11 protein-coding genes are annotated in these 17,535 nt (G+C 75.5%); 6 read left to right on the top strand and 5 right to left on the bottom strand.

Translation table 11 applies throughout. The features are described 5' to 3' along the window. Position 1 precedes the first annotated feature (1 nt). The 3 genes from pcaG to pcaD are packed head-to-tail and all read left to right on the top strand — an operon-like array spanning position 2 to position 3,050. Complete coding sequence (gene pcaG, locus AB0A94_RS31520) at positions 2-607, top strand: protocatechuate 3,4-dioxygenase subunit alpha (protein ID WP_361749396.1); 606 nt, start codon at positions 2-4, stop codon at positions 605-607. Next, positions 604-1,935, top strand: a complete 1,332-nt coding sequence (gene pcaB / locus AB0A94_RS31515) for a 3-carboxy-cis,cis-muconate cycloisomerase (RefSeq protein ID WP_361749394.1) — start codon at positions 604-606, stop codon at positions 1,933-1,935. The genes pcaG and pcaB overlap by 4 nt, the downstream gene beginning before the upstream one ends. Further along, positions 1,932-3,050, top strand: coding sequence for a 3-oxoadipate enol-lactonase (gene pcaD, locus AB0A94_RS31510; protein WP_361749392.1), 1,119 nt, complete (start codon positions 1,932-1,934; stop codon positions 3,048-3,050). Before pcaB ends, pcaD begins: the two co-directional genes overlap by 4 nt. Before the next feature lie 28 nt (positions 3,051-3,078). Here pcaD and AB0A94_RS31505 read toward each other — a convergent pair whose 3' ends face one another. Next, positions 3,079-5,760, bottom strand: coding sequence for an AAA family ATPase (locus tag AB0A94_RS31505; protein WP_361749390.1), 2,682 nt, complete (start codon positions 5,758-5,760; stop codon positions 3,079-3,081). Between the two features lie 263 nt (positions 5,761-6,023). Between AB0A94_RS31505 and AB0A94_RS31500 the strand changes: the two genes are divergently transcribed. Then, positions 6,024-7,019, top strand: coding sequence for a DUF2510 domain-containing protein (locus tag AB0A94_RS31500; RefSeq protein WP_361749388.1), 996 nt, complete (start codon positions 6,024-6,026; stop codon positions 7,017-7,019). A gap of 140 nt (positions 7,020-7,159) precedes the next feature. On the opposite strand, the gene AB0A94_RS31495 is transcribed toward AB0A94_RS31500, so the two are convergent. Beyond that, on the bottom strand, positions 7,160-7,774 hold the full coding sequence (locus tag AB0A94_RS31495) for a TetR/AcrR family transcriptional regulator (RefSeq protein WP_361749386.1): 615 nt from the start codon (positions 7,772-7,774) through the stop codon (positions 7,160-7,162). A gap of 174 nt (positions 7,775-7,948) precedes the next feature. Here AB0A94_RS31495 and AB0A94_RS31490 point away from each other — a divergent pair, with 174 nt between their 5' ends. Together AB0A94_RS31490 and AB0A94_RS31485 are read left to right on the top strand one after the other, a co-directional pair. Next, on the top strand, positions 7,949-8,746 hold the full coding sequence (locus AB0A94_RS31490; protein ID WP_361749384.1) for a phosphatase PAP2 family protein: 798 nt from the start codon (positions 7,949-7,951) through the stop codon (positions 8,744-8,746). Beyond that, a complete protein-coding gene (locus tag AB0A94_RS31485; protein WP_361749382.1) occupies positions 8,743-9,711 on the top strand; it encodes a hypothetical protein in 969 nt (322 codons plus the stop codon). The genes AB0A94_RS31490 and AB0A94_RS31485 overlap by 4 nt, the downstream gene beginning before the upstream one ends. A gap of 160 nt (positions 9,712-9,871) precedes the next feature. On the opposite strand, the gene AB0A94_RS31480 is transcribed toward AB0A94_RS31485, so the two are convergent. From AB0A94_RS31480 to AB0A94_RS31470, 3 genes are all read right to left on the bottom strand, one after another. Next, complete coding sequence (locus AB0A94_RS31480; RefSeq protein ID WP_361749380.1) at positions 9,872-11,929, bottom strand: phosphocholine-specific phospholipase C; 2,058 nt, start codon at positions 11,927-11,929, stop codon at positions 9,872-9,874. A gap of 140 nt (positions 11,930-12,069) precedes the next feature. Continuing rightward, positions 12,070-13,998, bottom strand: a complete 1,929-nt coding sequence (locus AB0A94_RS31475) for a hypothetical protein (protein ID WP_361749378.1) — start codon at positions 13,996-13,998, stop codon at positions 12,070-12,072. Further along, positions 13,995-17,489, bottom strand: coding sequence for a DUF5682 family protein (locus AB0A94_RS31470; RefSeq protein ID WP_361749376.1), 3,495 nt, complete (start codon positions 17,487-17,489; stop codon positions 13,995-13,997). The genes AB0A94_RS31475 and AB0A94_RS31470 overlap by 4 nt, the downstream gene beginning before the upstream one ends. Positions 17,490-17,535: the final 46 nt, after the last annotated feature.

Genomic DNA, 17,535 nt, shown 5'->3' with positions numbered 1-17,535 from the left:
CATGACGAAGATCGACACCACGCGTCCGGAGACCGTGCTGCCCACCCCGTCCCACACGGTCGGCCCCTTCTACGGCCACGCCCTGCCCTTCCCCGGCGGCGGCGACATCGCGCCCGTCGGCCACCCGGACACCATCACCCTCCACGGGTACGTGTACGACGGCGACGGCGCCCCGCTGCCGGACGCCTTCCTGGAGCTGTGGGGCCCGGACCCGGACGGCAACGTGCCCCGGGTCGACGGCTCGATGCGGCGCGACCCGGCGACGGGCGGCTTCCTCGGCCGCAACGGCGTGGAGTTCACCGGCTGGGGCCGGATCCAGACCGACGCGAACGGTCACTGGTCCGCGCGCACCCTGCGACCCGGAGCACGCGGCCGCAGCGCGCCCCACCTGAGCGTGTGCGTCTTCGCGCGGGGTCTGCTGGTACACCTGTTCACCCGGATCTACCTGCCCGGCGACGACGCGGCGCCGGCGGCGGACCCGCTGCTGTCCCGGCTCGACGAGGAGCGACGCGACACGCTGATCGCGAAGGACCAGGGCGCCGGCACGTACCGTTTCGACATCCGCCTTCAGGGCGAGGGCGAGACGGTCTTCCTGGAGTTCCAGTGACATCAGCCGACACCGACACCGGTCTGCTCGCCCCCGGGTGGGCCGGCTCCCCGGCCGCCGCCGAGACGGCAGACGCGGCGTTCCTGCGGGCGCTGCTCGACGCGGAGGCCGCGCTGACCCGCGCCCAGGCCGCACTGGGGCTCGCCCCGGCACGGGCGGCGACGGCGGTGACGGAGGCCGCCGACCCGGCCGGTTTCGACGTCGCGTCCCTCGCCGTGCGGGCGCGGGGCGGCGGGAATCCGGTGATCCCGCTGGTCGCGGAGCTGACCCGGGCGGTCGGCGAGGAGTACGGCCCGTACGTGCACCGGGGTGCGACCAGCCAGGACATCATGGACACCGCCATGATGCTGGTCGCCCACCGCGCCCTGGGCCCGGTCCTCGCCGACCTCGACCGCTGCCGGCGGGCCCTGGCCGAACTGGCCGCCGAGCACCGTGACACGCCGATGCCGGGCCGGACGCTGACCCAGCACGCCGTACCGACGACGTTCGGACTGAAGGCGGCCGGATGGCGGTCGCTGGTGCTGGACGCGCGGGACCGGGTGACGGCGGTACGCGGCTCACTGCCCGCCCAACTCGGCGGTGCGGCCGGGACGCTGGCGGCCTTCTCCGCGTACGGGGCCGAGGACGCCACCGCGCTGCCGGGCGCGTACGCCCGTGAACTCGGGCTCGTCGAGCCCCTGTTGCCCTGGCACACGCTCCGCACGCCGGTCGCCGATCTCGCCGGCTGCCTCGCCTTCGCCGCCGGCGCGCTGGGCAAGCTCGCGGCGGACGTCCTCACCCTCTCCCGCACGGAGATCGCCGAGGTCGCCGAGGGCAGCGGCGGCGGGTCCTCGGCCATGCCGCACAAGGCGAACCCGGTGCGCTCGACCCTGATCGCGGCGGCGGCACGGCGCGCACCGCAGCTCGCGGCGACGCTGTACGGCTCACTGGCGGCCGAGGACGAGCGGCCGGCCGGTGCCTGGCACGCCGAATGGGAACCGCTGAGGGACCTGCTCCGTCTGGTGGGCGGTGCCGCCCGGGACGCCGCCGAACTGACCGAGGGGCTGCGGGTGCGTCCGGAGGTCATGGCCGAGCACCTCCGGCTCACCCACGGACTGATCGTCTCCGAGCGGCTCTCCGCCGAGCTGGCGCCGGTCCTCGGCCGCGCCCGCGCGAAGGAGCTGCTCACGGAGCTGACCCGGCGGGCGTACCAGGAGGGCCGTGACCTCGGTGAACTGCTCGCCGCCGAAACCGAGTTGAAGGAGACCGACGTCTCCTCCCTCATCGACCCCGCCCGTTACACCGGCTCCGCCGGACCTCTCACCGACCGTGCTCTGGAGCGACGTTGACAAGCGCACTGCTCAATCACCGTGCCGAAGGCCCCGCTTCCGCTCCCCCGCTGCTGCTCGGCCCCTCGCTCGGCACGTCGTACGCCCTGTGGGACGAGGTGGCGCCCGAGCTGTCGGCCGCGCACCGCGTGGTCCGCTGGGACCTGCCGGGGCACGGCGGTTCGGCGGCGGGGCTGATCGGTCCCGGTGCGACCGTCGGCGACCTCGCCGGTCTTGTGCTCGCGCTCGCCGACGCGCTCGGCGTCGAGCGGTTCGCGTACGCGGGCGTCTCGCTGGGCGGTGCGGTGGGGCTGCATCTGGCCGTGCACCATCCGGACCGGCTGTCGTCGCTGGCCGTGATCTGCTCCTCGGCGCACTTCAACGGCGCGAAGCCGTGGGAGGAGCGGGCGGCGCGGGTGCGGAGCGAGGGGCTCGCCGCACTCGCGGAGGGCGCAGACGCCCGGTGGTTCACGTCCGGGTTCACCGTGCCGGGGCTGGTCCGGGACCACCGGGAGGCCGACCCGGAGGCGTACGCCGCCTGCTGTGACGCGCTGGCCGCGTTCGATCTGCGGGACCGGCTGGCGGAGGTGTCCGTGCCGACGCTGCTGGTGGCCGGCCGGGAGGATCCGGCGACGCCCCCCGAGCATCTGCGGGAGATCGCGGACGCGGTGCCGGACGCCGCGCTCGTGGAGATCCCGGGTGCCTCGCACCTGGCGCCGGCCCAGCGCCCGGAGGCGGTGCTGGCCGCGTTGCGGGCGCACTTCGACGGGACGGCCCGGCGCGGCATGGAGGTGCGCCGTGAGGTGCTGGGCGACGCGCACGTGGACCGGGCGCAGGCCCGGCAGACGCCGTTCACGGCCCGCTTCCAGGACTTCATCTCGCGCTACGCCTGGGGCGAGATCTGGACCGACCCGACCCTCAGCCGCCGCGAACGCAGCATGATCACGCTCACGGCGCTGGTCGCGCACGGCCACTACGACGAACTCGCCCTGCACGTCCGCGCGGCGCGCCGCAACGGGCTCACCCCCGAGGAGATCGGGGCGGTGCTGCTCCAGACGGCCGTGTACTGCGGGGTCCCGGCGGCGAACTCGGCGTTCGCGACGGCCCAGCGGGTGCTGGCGGAGGAGGCCGAGTAGCCGGGGGCGTCCTCCCGGGACGGAACGGCTAGCGCGGTTCCACGGCCGTCCCGAGCTCCTCCCTGGCCCGCTTCACCAGGCCGTCCGCGCCGCAGGAGCGGGCCAGGGCGAGGCCGCGTTCGAGGTCGGGTACGGAACGGGCGAGGATGCCGTACTCGACGCGGGCCGCGGCGTGTTCGTACTGGCAGGGGGAGGACTCCAGGAAGGTGACCGCCTGGGCGGCGAGGCGGACCGCGCGCTGGCCGGTCTCCAGGGCGGCGGCGACGCGCAGGGCCTCTCCTATGGCGGTGTCCGTGCCGAAGCGTTCGGCCTGCCGGCGGACGTCGACGGCGAGCCGGGCGGCACGGGCGGGGTCCTCGGTGGCGAGGGCGCGGGCGAGGTCGGCGGCCCAGAAGACGTGCACCGGATTGTGGTGGCCGCGTGCGGCCGCCGCCTTCTGGGCCTCCTCCAGTTCGTTGACGCCCTCCTGGACTCGGCCGACGGCGAGCAGCAGCCGGCCGCGCACGGAGCGCGGGTCGGGCAGCACGATGGTGGACGGGTAGGGCGGCGCGAAGTCGTGCCGTTCGGCCACCGCCCAGGCCTCGTCGACGTGACCGCGGGCGAGCAGGGTGTCGACGAGGTTGCAGGTGGCCGTCCAGTACAGGGGCAGTCCGCGGCCGACGCGTTCGGCCAGGCGCAGGGACTCGCGCAGTTCCGCCTCCGCCGCCTCCAGCCGGCCCCGCCTGCGGTGCCCGAGTCCCACGTAGGCGTGGGCCAGCGCCAGGTGGCCGCCGCTCCAGCCCGCCGTGTCGTAGGCGTGCAGGGCCTCGTTGTAGAGGCTCTCGGCGCGGTCGAGGCGGTCGGTGTAGGCATAGGCGTCGGCCAGCATCAGCAGCAGTTCGACGCCCCACTCGGAGTCGGTCCAGCCGAGGCCGGGGGCGAGGCGGCCGTTGACGAGGGCGCGGTCGCAGATCTCGACGATCTCCTCGGCGTTCTCGCCGCGCATCATGGCGTCGAAGCCGCGCACGATGAGCAGCGCGCGTTCGGAGTTGTCCCGGCCGGTGCAGGTGGCGGCGAGTTCGGCCAGCCGTTCGGAGCGGCCGGGGGAGGCGGCCTCGCCGGCGTGGATGCCCTCCCACATGAACTGCACGGTCCGCAGCCGCATCTGTGCGGGGCCGGGTTCGAGCCGGGCGGCCTCCGCCTCGACGGTGCGGACGGCCTCCTCCATCTGGTCGTTGTGCAGCAGCGCCTGGGAGAGGCGGACCACGGCGTCCACCCGTCGGTCGCCGTCGAGGCCGGGCATGCCGAGGGCGGCCCGCAGATGGCCGATGGTGCGGGCGGGCGCGGTGAGGAAGGTGGCGCAGCCCAGTTCGTAGAGGACCTGCGCGTGGACCTCGGGGCGGGGCGGTTCCTCCAGGGCGCGTTCCAGGCAGCGGCGGGCGGCGTCCGGGGCGCCGACGGCGAGGTGTTCGCGGGCGGCCTCGCGCAGTTGCCAGACGAGTTCCTCGTCGTCGTCCGGGTGCACTTCGAGGAGGTGGCGGGCCGCCGCGGCGGCGCCGTGTCCGGAGTCGGTGACGATCCGGGCGGCTATGCCGTGCATGGCGCGGCGCAGCGCGTCGGGGATGGAGTTGTAGACGGCGGTGGCGATCAGGGGGTGGACGAACTCGAGGTCGGCGGGTGCGGTGCGGCCCGTGGTGGAGGGGTCCGGGGCGGTGAGGATGCGGGCGCTGCGCAGGAGCTCGGCGCAGCGGGCGGCGTCGTCGACGTCCAGGGTGGCGAGCCGGGCCACCAGGCCGACGGTGATGTCGTTGCCGAGGATGGCGGCGGCCCAGGCGAACCGGGTGGCGTCTATGCCGAGTTGTTCCAGGCGGGCGACGAGTCCGCCGCCGCGGGCGGAGCGGTTCAGGTCGCGCAGTTCGCCGGCGTGGGCCTCGACGGGTTCGAGTTCGCTGTCCTGGACCTTGGCGAGGAGTTCGACGGTCTCGTAGGGGTTGCCGCCGGTGACGGCCCAGACCTCGCGGCAGAACGCGGCGTCGGCGTTCTCGCCCAGTGCGGCGCGGGTGAGTCCGGCCGTGGCCTCCGGGGTGAGGGCGCTGAGGGTGGTGACGGGCCGGTCGGCGGCGACGGCGTCGAGGTACCGGGCGCTCGCTCCGGAGATCTCGCCGGGCCGGCGGGCGACCACGACGAGGACGGACAGGTCCGCCAGGCGTTCGGCGAAGGAGGCGAGCCAGCGCAGGGTCTCCTGGTCGGCCCAGTGCGCGTCGTCGATCAGCAGGACCAGCGGCCAGTCCCGGCGGGCCAGCCGGCGCACGGCGGCGACCAGTCCCTCGCACACGCCCCGCGGGTCGGCGTGCCCCTCGCCGGGGTCGGCGATGCCGAGGGCGGGGCCGGCGATGTCGTACCAGTCGCCGAGGTACTCGCGTGCCTCCTCCGGCAGCATCGACACCAGTGCGGGCTGGAGGAGTTGGCGCACGACGTTGAAGGGGACGGAGCGCAGGGTCTCGCCGCCGCGGGCCGACCACACGGTGCAGCCGCGCTGTTCGGCGATGCGGCGGGTCTCGGCCAGCAGCGCGGTCTTGCCGAGTCCGGCCTCGCCCCGGAACACCAGCAGGCCGCCCGGCGAGGAGCGGTCCGCACACAGGGTGTCGACGGCCTCCGCGATCGCGGCGACTTCCTCGTCACGCTCCCACAGAGCGGCCGAGGGGACGGCCGGGGGCCGTACCTCCGTCATCCCGCTACCTCCCCAGAGTCGCCCGAACGACGTACAGGCCTTGAGCCTAGTCCTCCTGCCGTCGAAGCGGTGCCCGCTCTCGCCACGTGTTGCCGTGACGGGTGACACGGCCCCACGGAATCGACGCGCACCGTCCCCTACCAGGGGTCCTGATGGTCAACTGCTGTCAAGGGGCGGGGAGAGGGCAATCACCGGGCGGTCCGTACGGGGGTGTGACGGGGCTCTCTCATCCGGCTTTCACCGAGGCCTCATACGGTGGGGGCATGACGCAGGTGACTCCTCCCGGGTGGTACCCCGACCCCGGGCAGACGAATGAGGGGCCGGCCACCGAGCGCTGGTGGGACGGCGACGCCTGGACGGAGCAGGTCCGTCCGGTGGGGCAGGCCGCTGCCTGGGGTCCCCCGGCGCCGGGCGGCGCGGGCGGGCCGGCGTATCCGGCCTACCCGGCGTATCCCGCTCCGGCCCCGCCCGGGCGGGGCCGGCGGGTGCGGAACGGGATAGCCGTGGCGGTGGCCGTCGCCGTCCTGGCGAGCGTCGGTGTGGGTGTGTACGCGCTGACGGACGACGGCGGGAGCGGCGGTACCGCGACCTCGCAGGGGCCGGGCGGGCGGGACGGCGGGCCGTTCGGCGACCCGGACGGGCAGGACGGGGACTCCGGCGGTTCCGGTGGTTCCGGCGGTTCCGGTGGCGAGGAGCCCGCGCCGGACGGGTCCGAGGCGCCGCGGGTGGAGAGCGGGTCGGTGACCGACGGACTGAGCGGGATCAGCCTGCCCATCCCGGACGGCTGGTACGGCCAGGAGCTCCAGGTGGGTGCCTCGGTGACGTCGGAGGACTCGTACGACTGCCCCGGCGACACCTCCAAGACCTGCACCAAGGGCGGTGCGTACTCGGCGCCGGCCCTGGCGTTCGGCATCAAGGGCTCCACCGCCGAGGAGGTCGCCAAGGCGGACATCTCCGCCAACGCCGAGGAGAGTTACGGCGGTGAGGCCTACGGGAAGATCACCTCGCACGACGTCCTCGCGTCCAAGGCCGTGACCGTGGCCGGGCAGAAGGGTTACCTGGTGCGCTGGAAGGCGGTGACCAGCAAGGGCTCCGACGGGTACGTCCAGTCGCTGGCCTTCCCGTCCCCCGCGCAGCCGCAGCAGATCGTCGTGGTCCGCTTCGGGGTGGACACCGATCAGGAGCAGTCCGTGCTCGACGAGATCACCGAGGGCATCGAGGTGTCGTCGGGCGGCGGCGGCAACGGCCAGGACGTCTGACACCCGTACCGTGACGGCCGGGTGGGGCACCCCTCCGCTCAAGAGGTGTCCCACCCGGCCGGGGTGGGCGCCGCCCCCGTCCCCACGGTGCGGCGCGGTCAGGCCGCCGTACGGTCATCCCGTCGACGGCGGCCTGCGTCTCATTCGAGGCCGAGGGCCGGCAGTACGGCGGCCTCCACGAACCGGAGCAGATAGTCCGGGTCCGCGTTGCGGCCCTCCAGTATGGGCCGGACCCGCAGCACACCGAAGATCTGCGCCGGAACGTACTCCAGCGCCGGGTTCCCGGCGGTGACCTCCCCGCGCTCGACGCCGCGCCGCAGGATCTCCTCCAGCGCGCCGATCTCCGGGTCGACCAGTGCCTCGCGCAGCGCCTGCGCCAGTTCCCGGTCCTGGACGACCGCGTGCCCGAGCGCCTGGAGCAGCGTGGTGTCCTTCGGCGACCACTCCCCCGCGCACCGCGCGACCTCGCGCAGGTCCCCGGCGAGGGTGCCGGTGTCGACGCGGGCGAACCGCGCCTGCCGGCTGGAGCGCAGGGCGGCGGCGACGAACCGGGGCTTGGTCCGCCACTGCCGGTACAGCGTGGACTTGCTGCACCGCGTGCTGGCGGCGACGCCCTCCATGGTGACGGCGTCGTAGCCGCACTCGCGGATCTGGTCCAGCACGGCGTCGAAGAACTCCCGCTCACGCTCCGGCGTGATCTTGGAGCGGCGCGAGGTCCCGGCCGGCCCGGGGCGGTCCGCGTCCTGCGACGTCATCGGCTCGGCTCCTTGTCCCTCATGTGAGGCGTGCGCCATCGGTGCACCAGTGTACCGGTACGCGGACGTACCGGTACGCAACCGTATCGGTACACTGGCGTATCGGTACGAACCCGTATCGATGAGAGTCGGTACCCGCGCGCACCGTCTGCACCACGACAGAAAGGGCCGGGGATGAATGGCCGCGAGGAGCCTGGACCCGCGGGGTCCGACGCACCGGCGCGCCCGCCGCTCGTACGTGAACTCCTGCTGGTGGCGGGGCTCTTCCTCGTCTACAAGCTCGGCCGGCGGCTGGCGACCGGCCACACCGGCGAGGCGTACCGCAACGGCCACGGGGTGTGGGACCTGGAGCGCGCGCTCCGCCTGCCCGGCGAGGGCGCGGTGCAGTCCCTGCTGCTGCGCGGCGACGGGCTCGCGCACCTCGCGAACACCTACTACGCGGTCGTCCACTTCCCGGCCACCGCGGCCTTCCTGGTCTGGCTCTACCTGCGCCGCCCGGCCCACTACGTCTGGGCGCGCCGGATCCTGGCGGCGGTCACCGCCGCCGCGCTGGTGCTGCACCTGGCGTTCCCGCTCGCCCCGCCGCGGATGCTCGCCGCCACGGGCCTGGTGGACACCGCGCGGGTGTACGGGCCGTCGGTGTACGGCCCGCCGGGGACCGACCGGTTGTCGAACCAGTTCGCGGCGATGCCCTCGCTGCACTTCGGGTGGGCGCTGATGGTGGCGGTCGGCCTGGTCGTCGTCACGCGCGCGTGGTGGCGGTGGCTGTGGCTGCTGCACCCGCTGGTGACGCTGCTGGTGATCGTGGGGACGGCGAACCACTTCTGGCTGGACGCGCTCGTGGCGGCGGCGCTGCTGGGCCTCGCGCTCGTGGTGCTGCGCCCGCCGCGGCACCCGGCGGCGGGTCCGGGCCGGGTCCGGGCCCGTCAGGTGCCGGCGCGGGACCGGGCGCTCGCGGGGGCGGGCCGGTGAGCTCCGTCGTCGTGGCCGTCCTGCTGTCCCTCGTCTCCGCCGTCGCCTACGCCGCCGCGGCGGTGGCCCAGGAACGGCTGGCCTCCCGGTCCGCCGGCACCGGCACGCTGCGGCTGCTGGCCGAGGGCGCCTGGTGGTGGGCGGTCGCGCTGAACGCCTCGGCCGCGCTGCTCCACGTGGTGGCGCTCAGGTACGGCCCGCTCACCGTGGTCCAGCCGCTGGGCGCCCTCACCCTGGTCGCGGCGGTGCCCCTGGGGGCGCGGATCGCGGGGCGGCCGGTGAGCGCGGTCGAGTGGCGGGGTACGGCGTTCACCCTCGCCGGTCTGGCGGCGGTGCTGGCCACGGCGTCCGGACCGGCGCCCGATGACGTGCTGGGCGTGCCCGAGGCGCTGGCCGTCGCGGGCGGTACGGCGGCCCTGATCGGCCTGCTGTCGTGGCCGGGGGCCCGGCCCGGTCTGCGGCACGCGTCCGCGTCGGGCCTCGCCTCCGGGGTGGCCTCGGCGCTCACCCAGACCGTGACGGTCGCGGTGACGGACCGGTCCGGTCCGCTGCCCGGCGTCCAGGTGGCCGTGGTGGCGCTGCTGGTGGCCGCCTTCGCGGCCGGCGGGCTGCTGCTGTCCCAGACCGCCTACCGGGGCGGCCTGGGCGCCCCGCTCGCGGTGGTCACCCTGGCGAACCCGCTGGCGGCCGCGGTGATCGGCCTCTCCCTCCTCGGCGAACGCCTCCGCGACGGCCCGGCGGGCATCCTGCTCGCGCTGGCCGGCGCAGGGCTCGCGTCCTGGGGCGTGCTGCTGCTGAGCAGGGCGACGCCCCAGCGGACGGGAGCACCCCCGGACCCGGCTCACCTGAACCCTCCCGCGGCGCGGCAGCGGAGCTCCGCGGAGGACCACCCTGCCGCAACTGCGGGCAGTCACGCCGCCGTCACTGCGGGCAGTGGCGCCTCCCCCAGTGCCTCAAAGGCCTAGGAGGTACCCCCGGGGGCGGCACGGGCGGGCGGTGGGGGTCCCCCCGCCCATGGGGTCCCCCCGCTCGAGCGCAGCCGAGAGTGGGGGAGAAGCCGAGAGTGGGGGAGGCCCCCCGCGAACGCCGGGCTGCGTGACACCCCCGGCCCAGCCCCGACGGCGGTCAGTCCGTGACGATCGCCGGATCGCTGACGCCCGGCCGGCCGTTCTCGACGTGCCCCACGAAGCGGCGCAGGTAAGCCGGTTCGGCCGCGGAGGTGACCGTCAGGTCGTACCAGCGGTGGCCGGCGCGCAGGTCGACGGTGCGGTGCACGGTGGCGCCGGGGCGGACGGTGACGGTCGCGGGGCGGCGGCCTCCGTAGCCGTCGGCCAGCCGCAGCCGGGCCGTGCCGGAGCCCTCGTTGACGAACGTCAGCCGGACGTCGTCGCCGGTGTGGCGGGCGGTGACCTCGCAGCCGGCGGTCCCGTTCGGGCCCTTGAAGACGCGGAGGAACCCGTTCGGGCCGTGCACGGTCAGGTCGTACGAGCCCCCGGAGTACGCGGAGTTCCAGGTGTCCGAGATCTCCTTGCCGGCCTCGGTCGTGTAGGTCCAGGGACCGTCGGCGCGGTTGCCGGACGTGACCAGGAAGGCGGCGCCCGCCCGGGCACCGGAGGCGAAGGTGAGCGTGAACTTCCCGGTCGCCGGGTCGGCGGAACCGTCCACCGCCGGGGCGTACTTCAGCGGGCGGGCCGGGCGCAGCCCGCGCTCCTGGCGGGGCATGCCGGTGTCGGCCGGGGGCGTGGGCCGGTAGTCGGGGTGACGGTCGCGGTCCTGCGGCTCGTAGGCGTCGGTGTCCGGCAGGCGGGGCGGCCGGCTGTCCTTGCGGGAGAAGTCGAAGGCGGAGGTCAGATCGCCGCAGATCGCCCGCCGCCACGGCGAGATGCCCGGCTCGCGCACGCCGAAGCGGCGCTCCATGAACCGGATGACCGAGGTGTGGTCGAACGTCTCCGAGCAGACGTAACCGCCCTTGCTCCACGGCGAGACGACCAGCATCGGCACGCGCGGGCCGAGCCCGTAGAAGCCCTCGCGGTGGGTCGCGCTGCCCTCGAAGACGTCCAGGGAGACGTCGACGGTGGACCGGCCCTGCGCGGCCGACTTCGGCGGCAGCGGCGGCACCACGTGGTCGAAGAAGCCGTCGTTCTCGTCGTACGTGATGAACAGGGCGGTCTTCGCCCAGACGGCCGGGTTGGAGGTGAGCGCGTCCAGGACCTGGGAGATGTACCAGGCGCCGTAGTTCGACGGCCAGTTGGAGTGCTCGGAGAAGGCCTCCGGCGCGGCGATCCAGGAGATCTGCGGCAGCCGCCCGGCCTTGACGTCGGCACGGAGCCGGTCGAAGTAGCCGTCGCCGTTCTTGACGTCGGTGCCGGTGCGGGCCTTGTCGTACCAGGGGTCGCCGGGCCGGGCGTCGCGGTACTTGTTGAAGTACAGCAGGGAGTTGTCTCCGTAGTTGCCGCGGTAGGCGTCGGAGATCCAGCCCCAGTGGCCGGCCGCGTCCAGGCCGTCGCCGATGTCCTGGTAGATCTTCCAGGAGATCCCGGCCTCCTCCAGACGCTCGGGGTACGTCGTCCAGTCGTAGCCGAGTTCGTCGTTGCCGAGGACCGGACCACCGCCCTCGCCGTCGTTGCCGGTGTGGCCCGACCACATGTAGTAGCGGTTGGGGTCGGTGGAGCCGATGAAGGAGCAGTGGTAGGCGTCGCAGACGGTGAAGGTGTCGGCGAGCGCGTAGTGGAAGGGGATGTCCTCGCGGGTCAGGTACGCCATGGTGGTGGTGCCCTTGGCGGGCAGCCAGCGGTCGTACTTGCCGTTGTTGTAGGCCTCCTGGCCGTCGGACCAGCCGTGCGGCAGCCCCTCCAGGAACTGCATGCCGAGGTCGTCGGCCTCCGGGTGGAAGGGCAGGACCTCCGTGCCGTCGGCCTTGGTCTGGTGCCACACCGACCTGCCGCCGTCCAGGGTCACCGGGTGCGGGTCGCCGAAGCCGCGGACGCCGCGCAGCCTGCCGAAGTAGTGGTCGAAGGAGCGGTTCTCCTGCATCAGGACGACGATGTGCTCGACGTCCTCGATCGACCCCGAGCGGTGGTTGGCCGGGAGCGCGGCGGCCCGCTCGATGCTCGCGGACAGCGCGCTGAACGCCGTGGTGGCGCCCGCGAGTTGGAGGAATCGGCGCCGGTTGACTTCGGGCATGGATGAGGGCCTCTCGTGCGGTGCCGGATGCTGAGGGGGTGCGCGCGAAAGGAGTGTTCCAGGAGCAGCGAACGTCGGGGAAGGGCGTGGTGGCGCCGGCGTGAAGGTCGTCGGTACGTGGGGTGTGCCGGGTGAACGCCCTAGCCGCGCCAGGACTTCCGGCGCAGGGCCGCTTCGGCGCCGGCGAGGTAGACGGCCGTGGCGAGCCACTGGGCGGGGTAGCGGTCCTGGTCGTCGGCGGCGGGGCGGCCGAAGGCGTCGCGGCTGCGGTGCGCGGCCACCGCGCCGAGCGTGAGGGCCAGCTCCGCGCCGGTGACGAACCCACTGCGGCGCAGGGCGGCCGCGTGGCCGTGCCGGTCGTTGTCGCGCGAGGGTTCGGCAGCGGCCCGGCGGCCGCCGGCGACGGCCAGTTCGACCAGTCGGCGGACGCGCCAGAGCGGCGGGTCGTCCACGGCGGCGGCCGTGGGGACGGGCTCGGACGGACGGGGGAGGTCCGGCGGGAAGTGGTCGTCCCGGAGGTGGTCGTAGCCGAGATCGGCGCGGCCCTGCCAGTCGTCCGGCAGGCGCAGGGTCGCCCCGGTGCCGGACACCGGGGCGACGGCGAGCGGGCGGAGGGTCGTGACCCGGTCGGGGTCGGGGCGTCCGACGACCCGGATCCGCAGCCCGGGGTGCTCGCCCAGGCGCCGCAGGTTCGCGGTGTGGGCGAGGGAGGGGTGGCGGTGCGCGGGGGCCAGCCGGACCGGCCCGTCCCCCCGCCCCGGCAGTACGCGGACCAGCAGGTCCTCGCCGTCGGTGGCGGCGACCTCCACGTCGCGGACGGTCAGTGACCCGGTCTGCCCGGCTCCGCCGGGGTCCGGCGGGGTCCAGGGCCGTCCGGCGGCGTAGGAGGCGCGGACGCCCGGCTCCGGCAGCAGGCGGCCGTCCGGGGCGACGACCGCTCCGGTGACGACCAGGCCCCCGCGCGACACCCGGAAGTGGTCGCTCAGGAAGGACCGGAGGGCGACGTGGGCACTGCCGGCCCGGCGGGCGCGGGCGGGGCCGCCGGGCTCGACGTCGGGGAGCGTGTACCCGTGGCCGTCGTCGTCGACGAGGTGGGTGACCACCCCGCCGAGGCCGTCCGGTCCGATCACCGGTTCGCGGCAGACGCCGTACAGCCGCAGCGGCCCGTCGGGGCGGTGGTGGCGGCGGACGGCACCGATGAGCTCCGGATCGGGGTCGGCGGACTTCAGGCGGTGGGTGACGAGGAGGAGTTCGCGCAGGGCGTCGGCCAGCACGGTGAGGGCGCGGGGCCGGAGCGGGTCGCGCTCGTCGCGCAGGTGGCGCACGACGTCCAGGGCGGCGGCCTCCGCACGGTGGAGACCCGCGAGGCGGGCGGTGTGGGCGGCGCGCAGCAACTCCGCCTGAAGGACCGCTCCGGCCCCGGCCGTTCCGGCGGACAGTACGGCTGCCGCCGCCGTCCAGAGCCCGGAGGCCGCCCGTATCCGGTCGGCGGAGGGGACGTGGACGGACCGGCGCCCCGAACCGGCGAGCGCCTCCGTCCCGGCACCGGGACGGCCGGGGGCGGCCCGGGAGCCGTCGGCGGCGGGACGGTCCGGGTCCGTGCGGGGGGTGGTGCCGGCGGTCCGGTGCGGACCCGGCGTCCGGTCCGGACCGCGGGCTTCGCCGGGGTCACGGCCCGGATCCGCGGGACGGTCCCGTCCAACGGGCCGGGCCCGGTCCGCCGGGCCGTCCGCGTCCGCCGGACCGTCCACGTCCGCCGCGTCGGCCGCGGGCGTCGCGGCGGCGACCGGGCAGGCGCCCAGTACCGCCGCCAGGTGCAGGCAGCGCGGGGCCAGCAGGCAGGTGCAGTGGGCCTGGCCGGGGTCGGTGACGGTGCCGGACGGGCCGGGGGTCAGGGTCACCCGGGCGTCCTCGCCGCAGCGGACGCGGACGGTGCCGTCCCCGGTGGTGACCGGTGTGCCGGCCAGGGCCTCGACGGCCGCGTCCAGCCTGCCGCGGAGCCGTGTGGTGAGGTTCTCCACCGCGGAGGCGAACACCTCCGGTGCGACGGGTGGGAGGGAGGGGCTCATCGGGTCGCTCCGCGGAGGCGCTCGCCCACCCAGCGGGCGAGCGAGAGGGGACTGAGGGCGGCCACCGGCATTCCGGCCGCGACGAGTCGCCGCGCGACCGGTACCGAGTAGCGGGGGGTCCCGTCGCCGTTCAGGGCGGCGCAGCCCAGCAGGTGGACACCGGAGGAGACCAGGGACCCGACCTCGGCCAGCAGACCGTCGACCGCGCCGCCCTCCTCGAAGTCGCTGACGACCACCATCAGGGTGCGGTTCGGCACCGTCACCAGGGTGCGGGCGTGTGCGAGACCGGCCGCGATGTGCGTGCCGCCGCCGACCTTCACCTCGAGCAGCAGGGAGAGCGGGTCGTCGATCCGGTCGGTGAGGTCGACGACCCGCGTGCTGAAGGTGAGGAAGTGGGCGGAGAGCATGGGTGCGCCGCCGAGTACGGCGGCGGTCAGCGCCGACCAGACGACCGAGGACTCCATGGAGGCGGACACGTCGACGACGAGGATCAGCCGCCAGTCGCTCTGCCGGACGGCGCGGGTCCTGAAGACCGGCCGCTCGGGGACGATCCGGACGGTGCCGTCCTCCAGGCGGCGGCTGTGGACGAGGTTGGCCCGCAGGGTACGGGGCAGGTCGAGCCGGCCGCCGGGGCGCCGGGAGGGGCGCGGGGTGGTGAGGCCGGTCAGCGCGGGGCGCAGCCGGGCGGCGAGTTCCCGGGCGAGTTCCTCGACCAGCCGTCTGACCAGGGGCCGGAGGCGGGCGATCCGCTGTTCGGGCATTCCCCTGGCGAGCGACAGCACGGCGGACAGCAGCTCCACGGAGGGGCGTACCGAGTCCGGGTCGAGGTGGTCGATCACGTCCGTACGGCCCTTGGCCGCGGCACGTCCCAGGACTTCCTCCCGGATGTCCGGGCCGAAGAGCGCTTCGAGCTCCTCGGCCCAGTGCCGGGCACTGGGGTAACTCGGGCCCTGGCCGGCGGTGAGTTCGTCCGTGTCACCGCCGTGGTCCGGGACCGCCTCCCCCGCCGCCTCCGCGCCGCCGTCCCCGCCCTCGTCCCCGGTCGGCCCCTCCGCTCCGAACAGCTCGTCCAGGGCTCGGGCGTAGGGCACCAGCTCCGGGGGGAGCCGCGCCGTGTCGTGGCCGAGCAGCAGCCGCCAGCGGTCGGCGGGACCGAGGCGTCGTGGCCCGCGCTCCGTGTCGTCGCCGCCGGGCACCGGCCCGTTCACCGTGTGTCCCGGCCTGTCCGGGACGGGAGTGTCCAGGGGTGGGGGGTTCACCAGAGCCGCCAGGCCCAGTTCGTTCAGCAGGGCGAACCCTTCGTCGTCCGCCTCGGCCCACCGGCCGGTCATCTCGGCGGGCGCGGTGAGCCGGAGGTCGGGCCGGTCGCCGAGCCGGTCGGTCACGGCCGCCAGCAGCCGCCCCCGTCCCTCCGGGGTGAGTGCCTGGAAACCGCCGCGCAGCGCGGGGAGCCGGTCGAGGAAGCCCCGGTCGTCCAGGGTCTCGACGCGCTCCAGCAGCGGGTCGAGGGAGGTGGGCAGGGACGCGACCAGCGGTCCGGCGGCGACGAGCAGACCGGTGAGCCGGCGCTCCAGCCGGTGCCGGCTGTCCGGTGCCGTCGCCGAGTCGATCCAGCCGGCGAGTCTTCCGCCCAGCAGCTCCGAGCTGTCGAGGTCGAGCAGCACCCGGGCGGCCAGGGCCGCTCCCTGGACGAGCGGGGAACCGGTGCGCGCGAGGTCGTGCAACTCGCTGTCCAGGCGCAGCCCGAGCCGTTCCTCACCGCTGCGGACGGCCAGGGTCACGAGGGCGACGGCGTCCTCCGTCTCGTCGCTGCCGGCCAGCCCGGGCAGGGCACGGACGGCGGCTTCCAGCAGGAGGTCGCGGAGCGCCGCGGCCCGCAGGCGTGTCCGCCCGGTCGTACCGGGCAGGTGCTCCCTGCGTATCGACTCCGACAGATCGGCGCACCGCAGCAGTTCGGGGAGCGTGGCCGCCGCGGGCAGGACCCGTGCGGCCTGCGTGAGGCAGTCGCCGACCAGGTCCGGCAGGGCGCACCGGGCCGCCGCCTCCAGCAGTCCGATGACCCGCGCCGGGGTGACTCCGCCGGACTCCGTCGCCCGGCGGTGGTTCTCGCGCAGGGTGCCCTCGGCCGCCTGGGCGGCGGTGACCCCTCGGACGCCCACCAGGTCGAGCCGGGCCGTGACCGACGGGGTCCAGGCCGCCCGCCAGCGTGTGGTGAGGGCGCTCCCCTCCCCCGCGGCGGACACCTCGACCGGCTCCGCGTAGCCCACTCCGCACTCCTTGAGCCGCTGGAGCAGGATCTCGCGCCGGGCGTCGAGGGCGGAGCGCAGCGGCGAGAGCCGGACCTCCCGGCTGCCGGTGCTGCCCGGCCCCGGCAGCCGGAGCGAGGCGAGCTCCGCCTCCACCCAGGGCCCGAGACCGGACCGGGGCGTGCCGGGGGCGAGCCGGCCGCGGCCCGTGCCGACCAGCACCGTCTCCAGGACCCGGCCGGGTGGTGGTCCTCCCTGGCCCAGTACGGACGTCACCGCCTCCAGGAGTTCGCTCCGGCCGGGCGCCGGAAGGCCGCGCAGGGTGCCGAGGTCGCAGGCCAGCCGCAGGGTCTCGATCGCCTCGCCGGTGCCCGCGGGGTGGCCGGCCGCGCGGATCTCCCGGCACAGTTCGGTGACGACGCGCGCGGCGGCGTCGCGCGTCCGGCCGGGATCCCCACCGGCCTCGAGCACCGCCTGCTGCCAGCGCGGGTCGCGGATGCCGGCCGGGTATCCGGAGCGGGGGTCCAGCAGGGCGAAGGCGTACGGCACGAGGGAGGTGACGACCGGGGAGCCCCCGTCGGCCGCCTCCCCCGCGGCCGTGGCCCCGCCCCCGTCGGTCAGTCCGGGCGCGTGGCAGGCGCCGATCACCGCAGCGACCCGGCGCCCGCCGGTCCCGGCCGCCGCGACGGCCCGGCGCATGTGCGCCTCCCGGGCGAGGTCGACGGCCGCGATGCCGCCGCGGGCCGCCCGGTCCCGGCGCACGGCCCAGCCGAAGCCGAGGGCGGCGCGGCGCACTGCGTCGGGAGCGCTGCCGGGCGCGAGCGCCTCCACGGTGCGGTCCCACAGGTCGTCCGCGTCCGGACCGGCCGCTTCCGGGTCGGCCGCCGGGGCGGTCGTCCACTCCGGTGCCGTGAGGGGCAGGTCGCAGCAGATCACCTCCGCGCCCCGCTCCCGCGCCCAGCGGATCGCCACCAGTTCCGGGGAGAAGTCGGCGAGGGGGTACAGGCGCAGCCGTCCGTCCCCGTACGCGCCGGCCAGGGCCACCGGCGCCGTGGTGCGCGGATCGGAGAGGTACGGCAGCCAGGACTGGAAGTCGGCCGGCAGTTCGACGCAGACGGCCTCGGCGTCCGCGGCGTCCAGCAGCCGGGGCACGGCGACGGCCAGTGCGGGACTGTGGTGCCGTACGCCGATCAGGTACGGCCGCGTGCGGGCCGCCAGTGCGGCCACCTCTGCTCTTGCGGTCATGGGTCCAGGGAAGCGGTTCGGCGGGGACGGCCGTACGGGACGGCCG

The organism is Streptomyces sp. NPDC044984 (assembly GCF_040646935.1).
GTDB lineage: Bacteria > Actinomycetota > Actinomycetes > Streptomycetales > Streptomycetaceae > Streptomyces.
This window is presented reverse-complemented; position numbering and strand designations above follow the sequence as displayed.

What these genes read in the sequence shown, in the direction of transcription:
- pcaG (WP_361749396.1), top strand. Translation starts at nt 2, where the DNA reads ATGACGAAGATCGACACCACGCGTCCGGAGACCGTGCTGCCCACCCCG.
- AB0A94_RS31505 (WP_361749390.1), bottom strand. Translation starts at nt 5,760, where the DNA reads ATGACGGAGGTACGGCCCCCGGCCGTCCCCTCGGCCGCTCTGTGGGAG.
- AB0A94_RS31500 (WP_361749388.1), top strand. Translation starts at nt 6,024, where the DNA reads ATGACGCAGGTGACTCCTCCCGGGTGGTACCCCGACCCCGGGCAGACG.
- AB0A94_RS31495 (WP_361749386.1), bottom strand. Translation starts at nt 7,774, where the DNA reads ATGACGTCGCAGGACGCGGACCGCCCCGGGCCGGCCGGGACCTCGCGC.
- AB0A94_RS31490 (WP_361749384.1), top strand. Translation starts at nt 7,949, where the DNA reads ATGAATGGCCGCGAGGAGCCTGGACCCGCGGGGTCCGACGCACCGGCG.
- AB0A94_RS31480 (WP_361749380.1), bottom strand. Translation starts at nt 11,929, where the DNA reads ATGCCCGAAGTCAACCGGCGCCGATTCCTCCAACTCGCGGGCGCCACC.
- AB0A94_RS31475 (WP_361749378.1), bottom strand. Translation starts at nt 13,998, where the DNA reads ATGAGCCCCTCCCTCCCACCCGTCGCACCGGAGGTGTTCGCCTCCGCG.
- AB0A94_RS31470 (WP_361749376.1), bottom strand. Translation starts at nt 17,489, where the DNA reads ATGACCGCAAGAGCAGAGGTGGCCGCACTGGCGGCCCGCACGCGGCCG.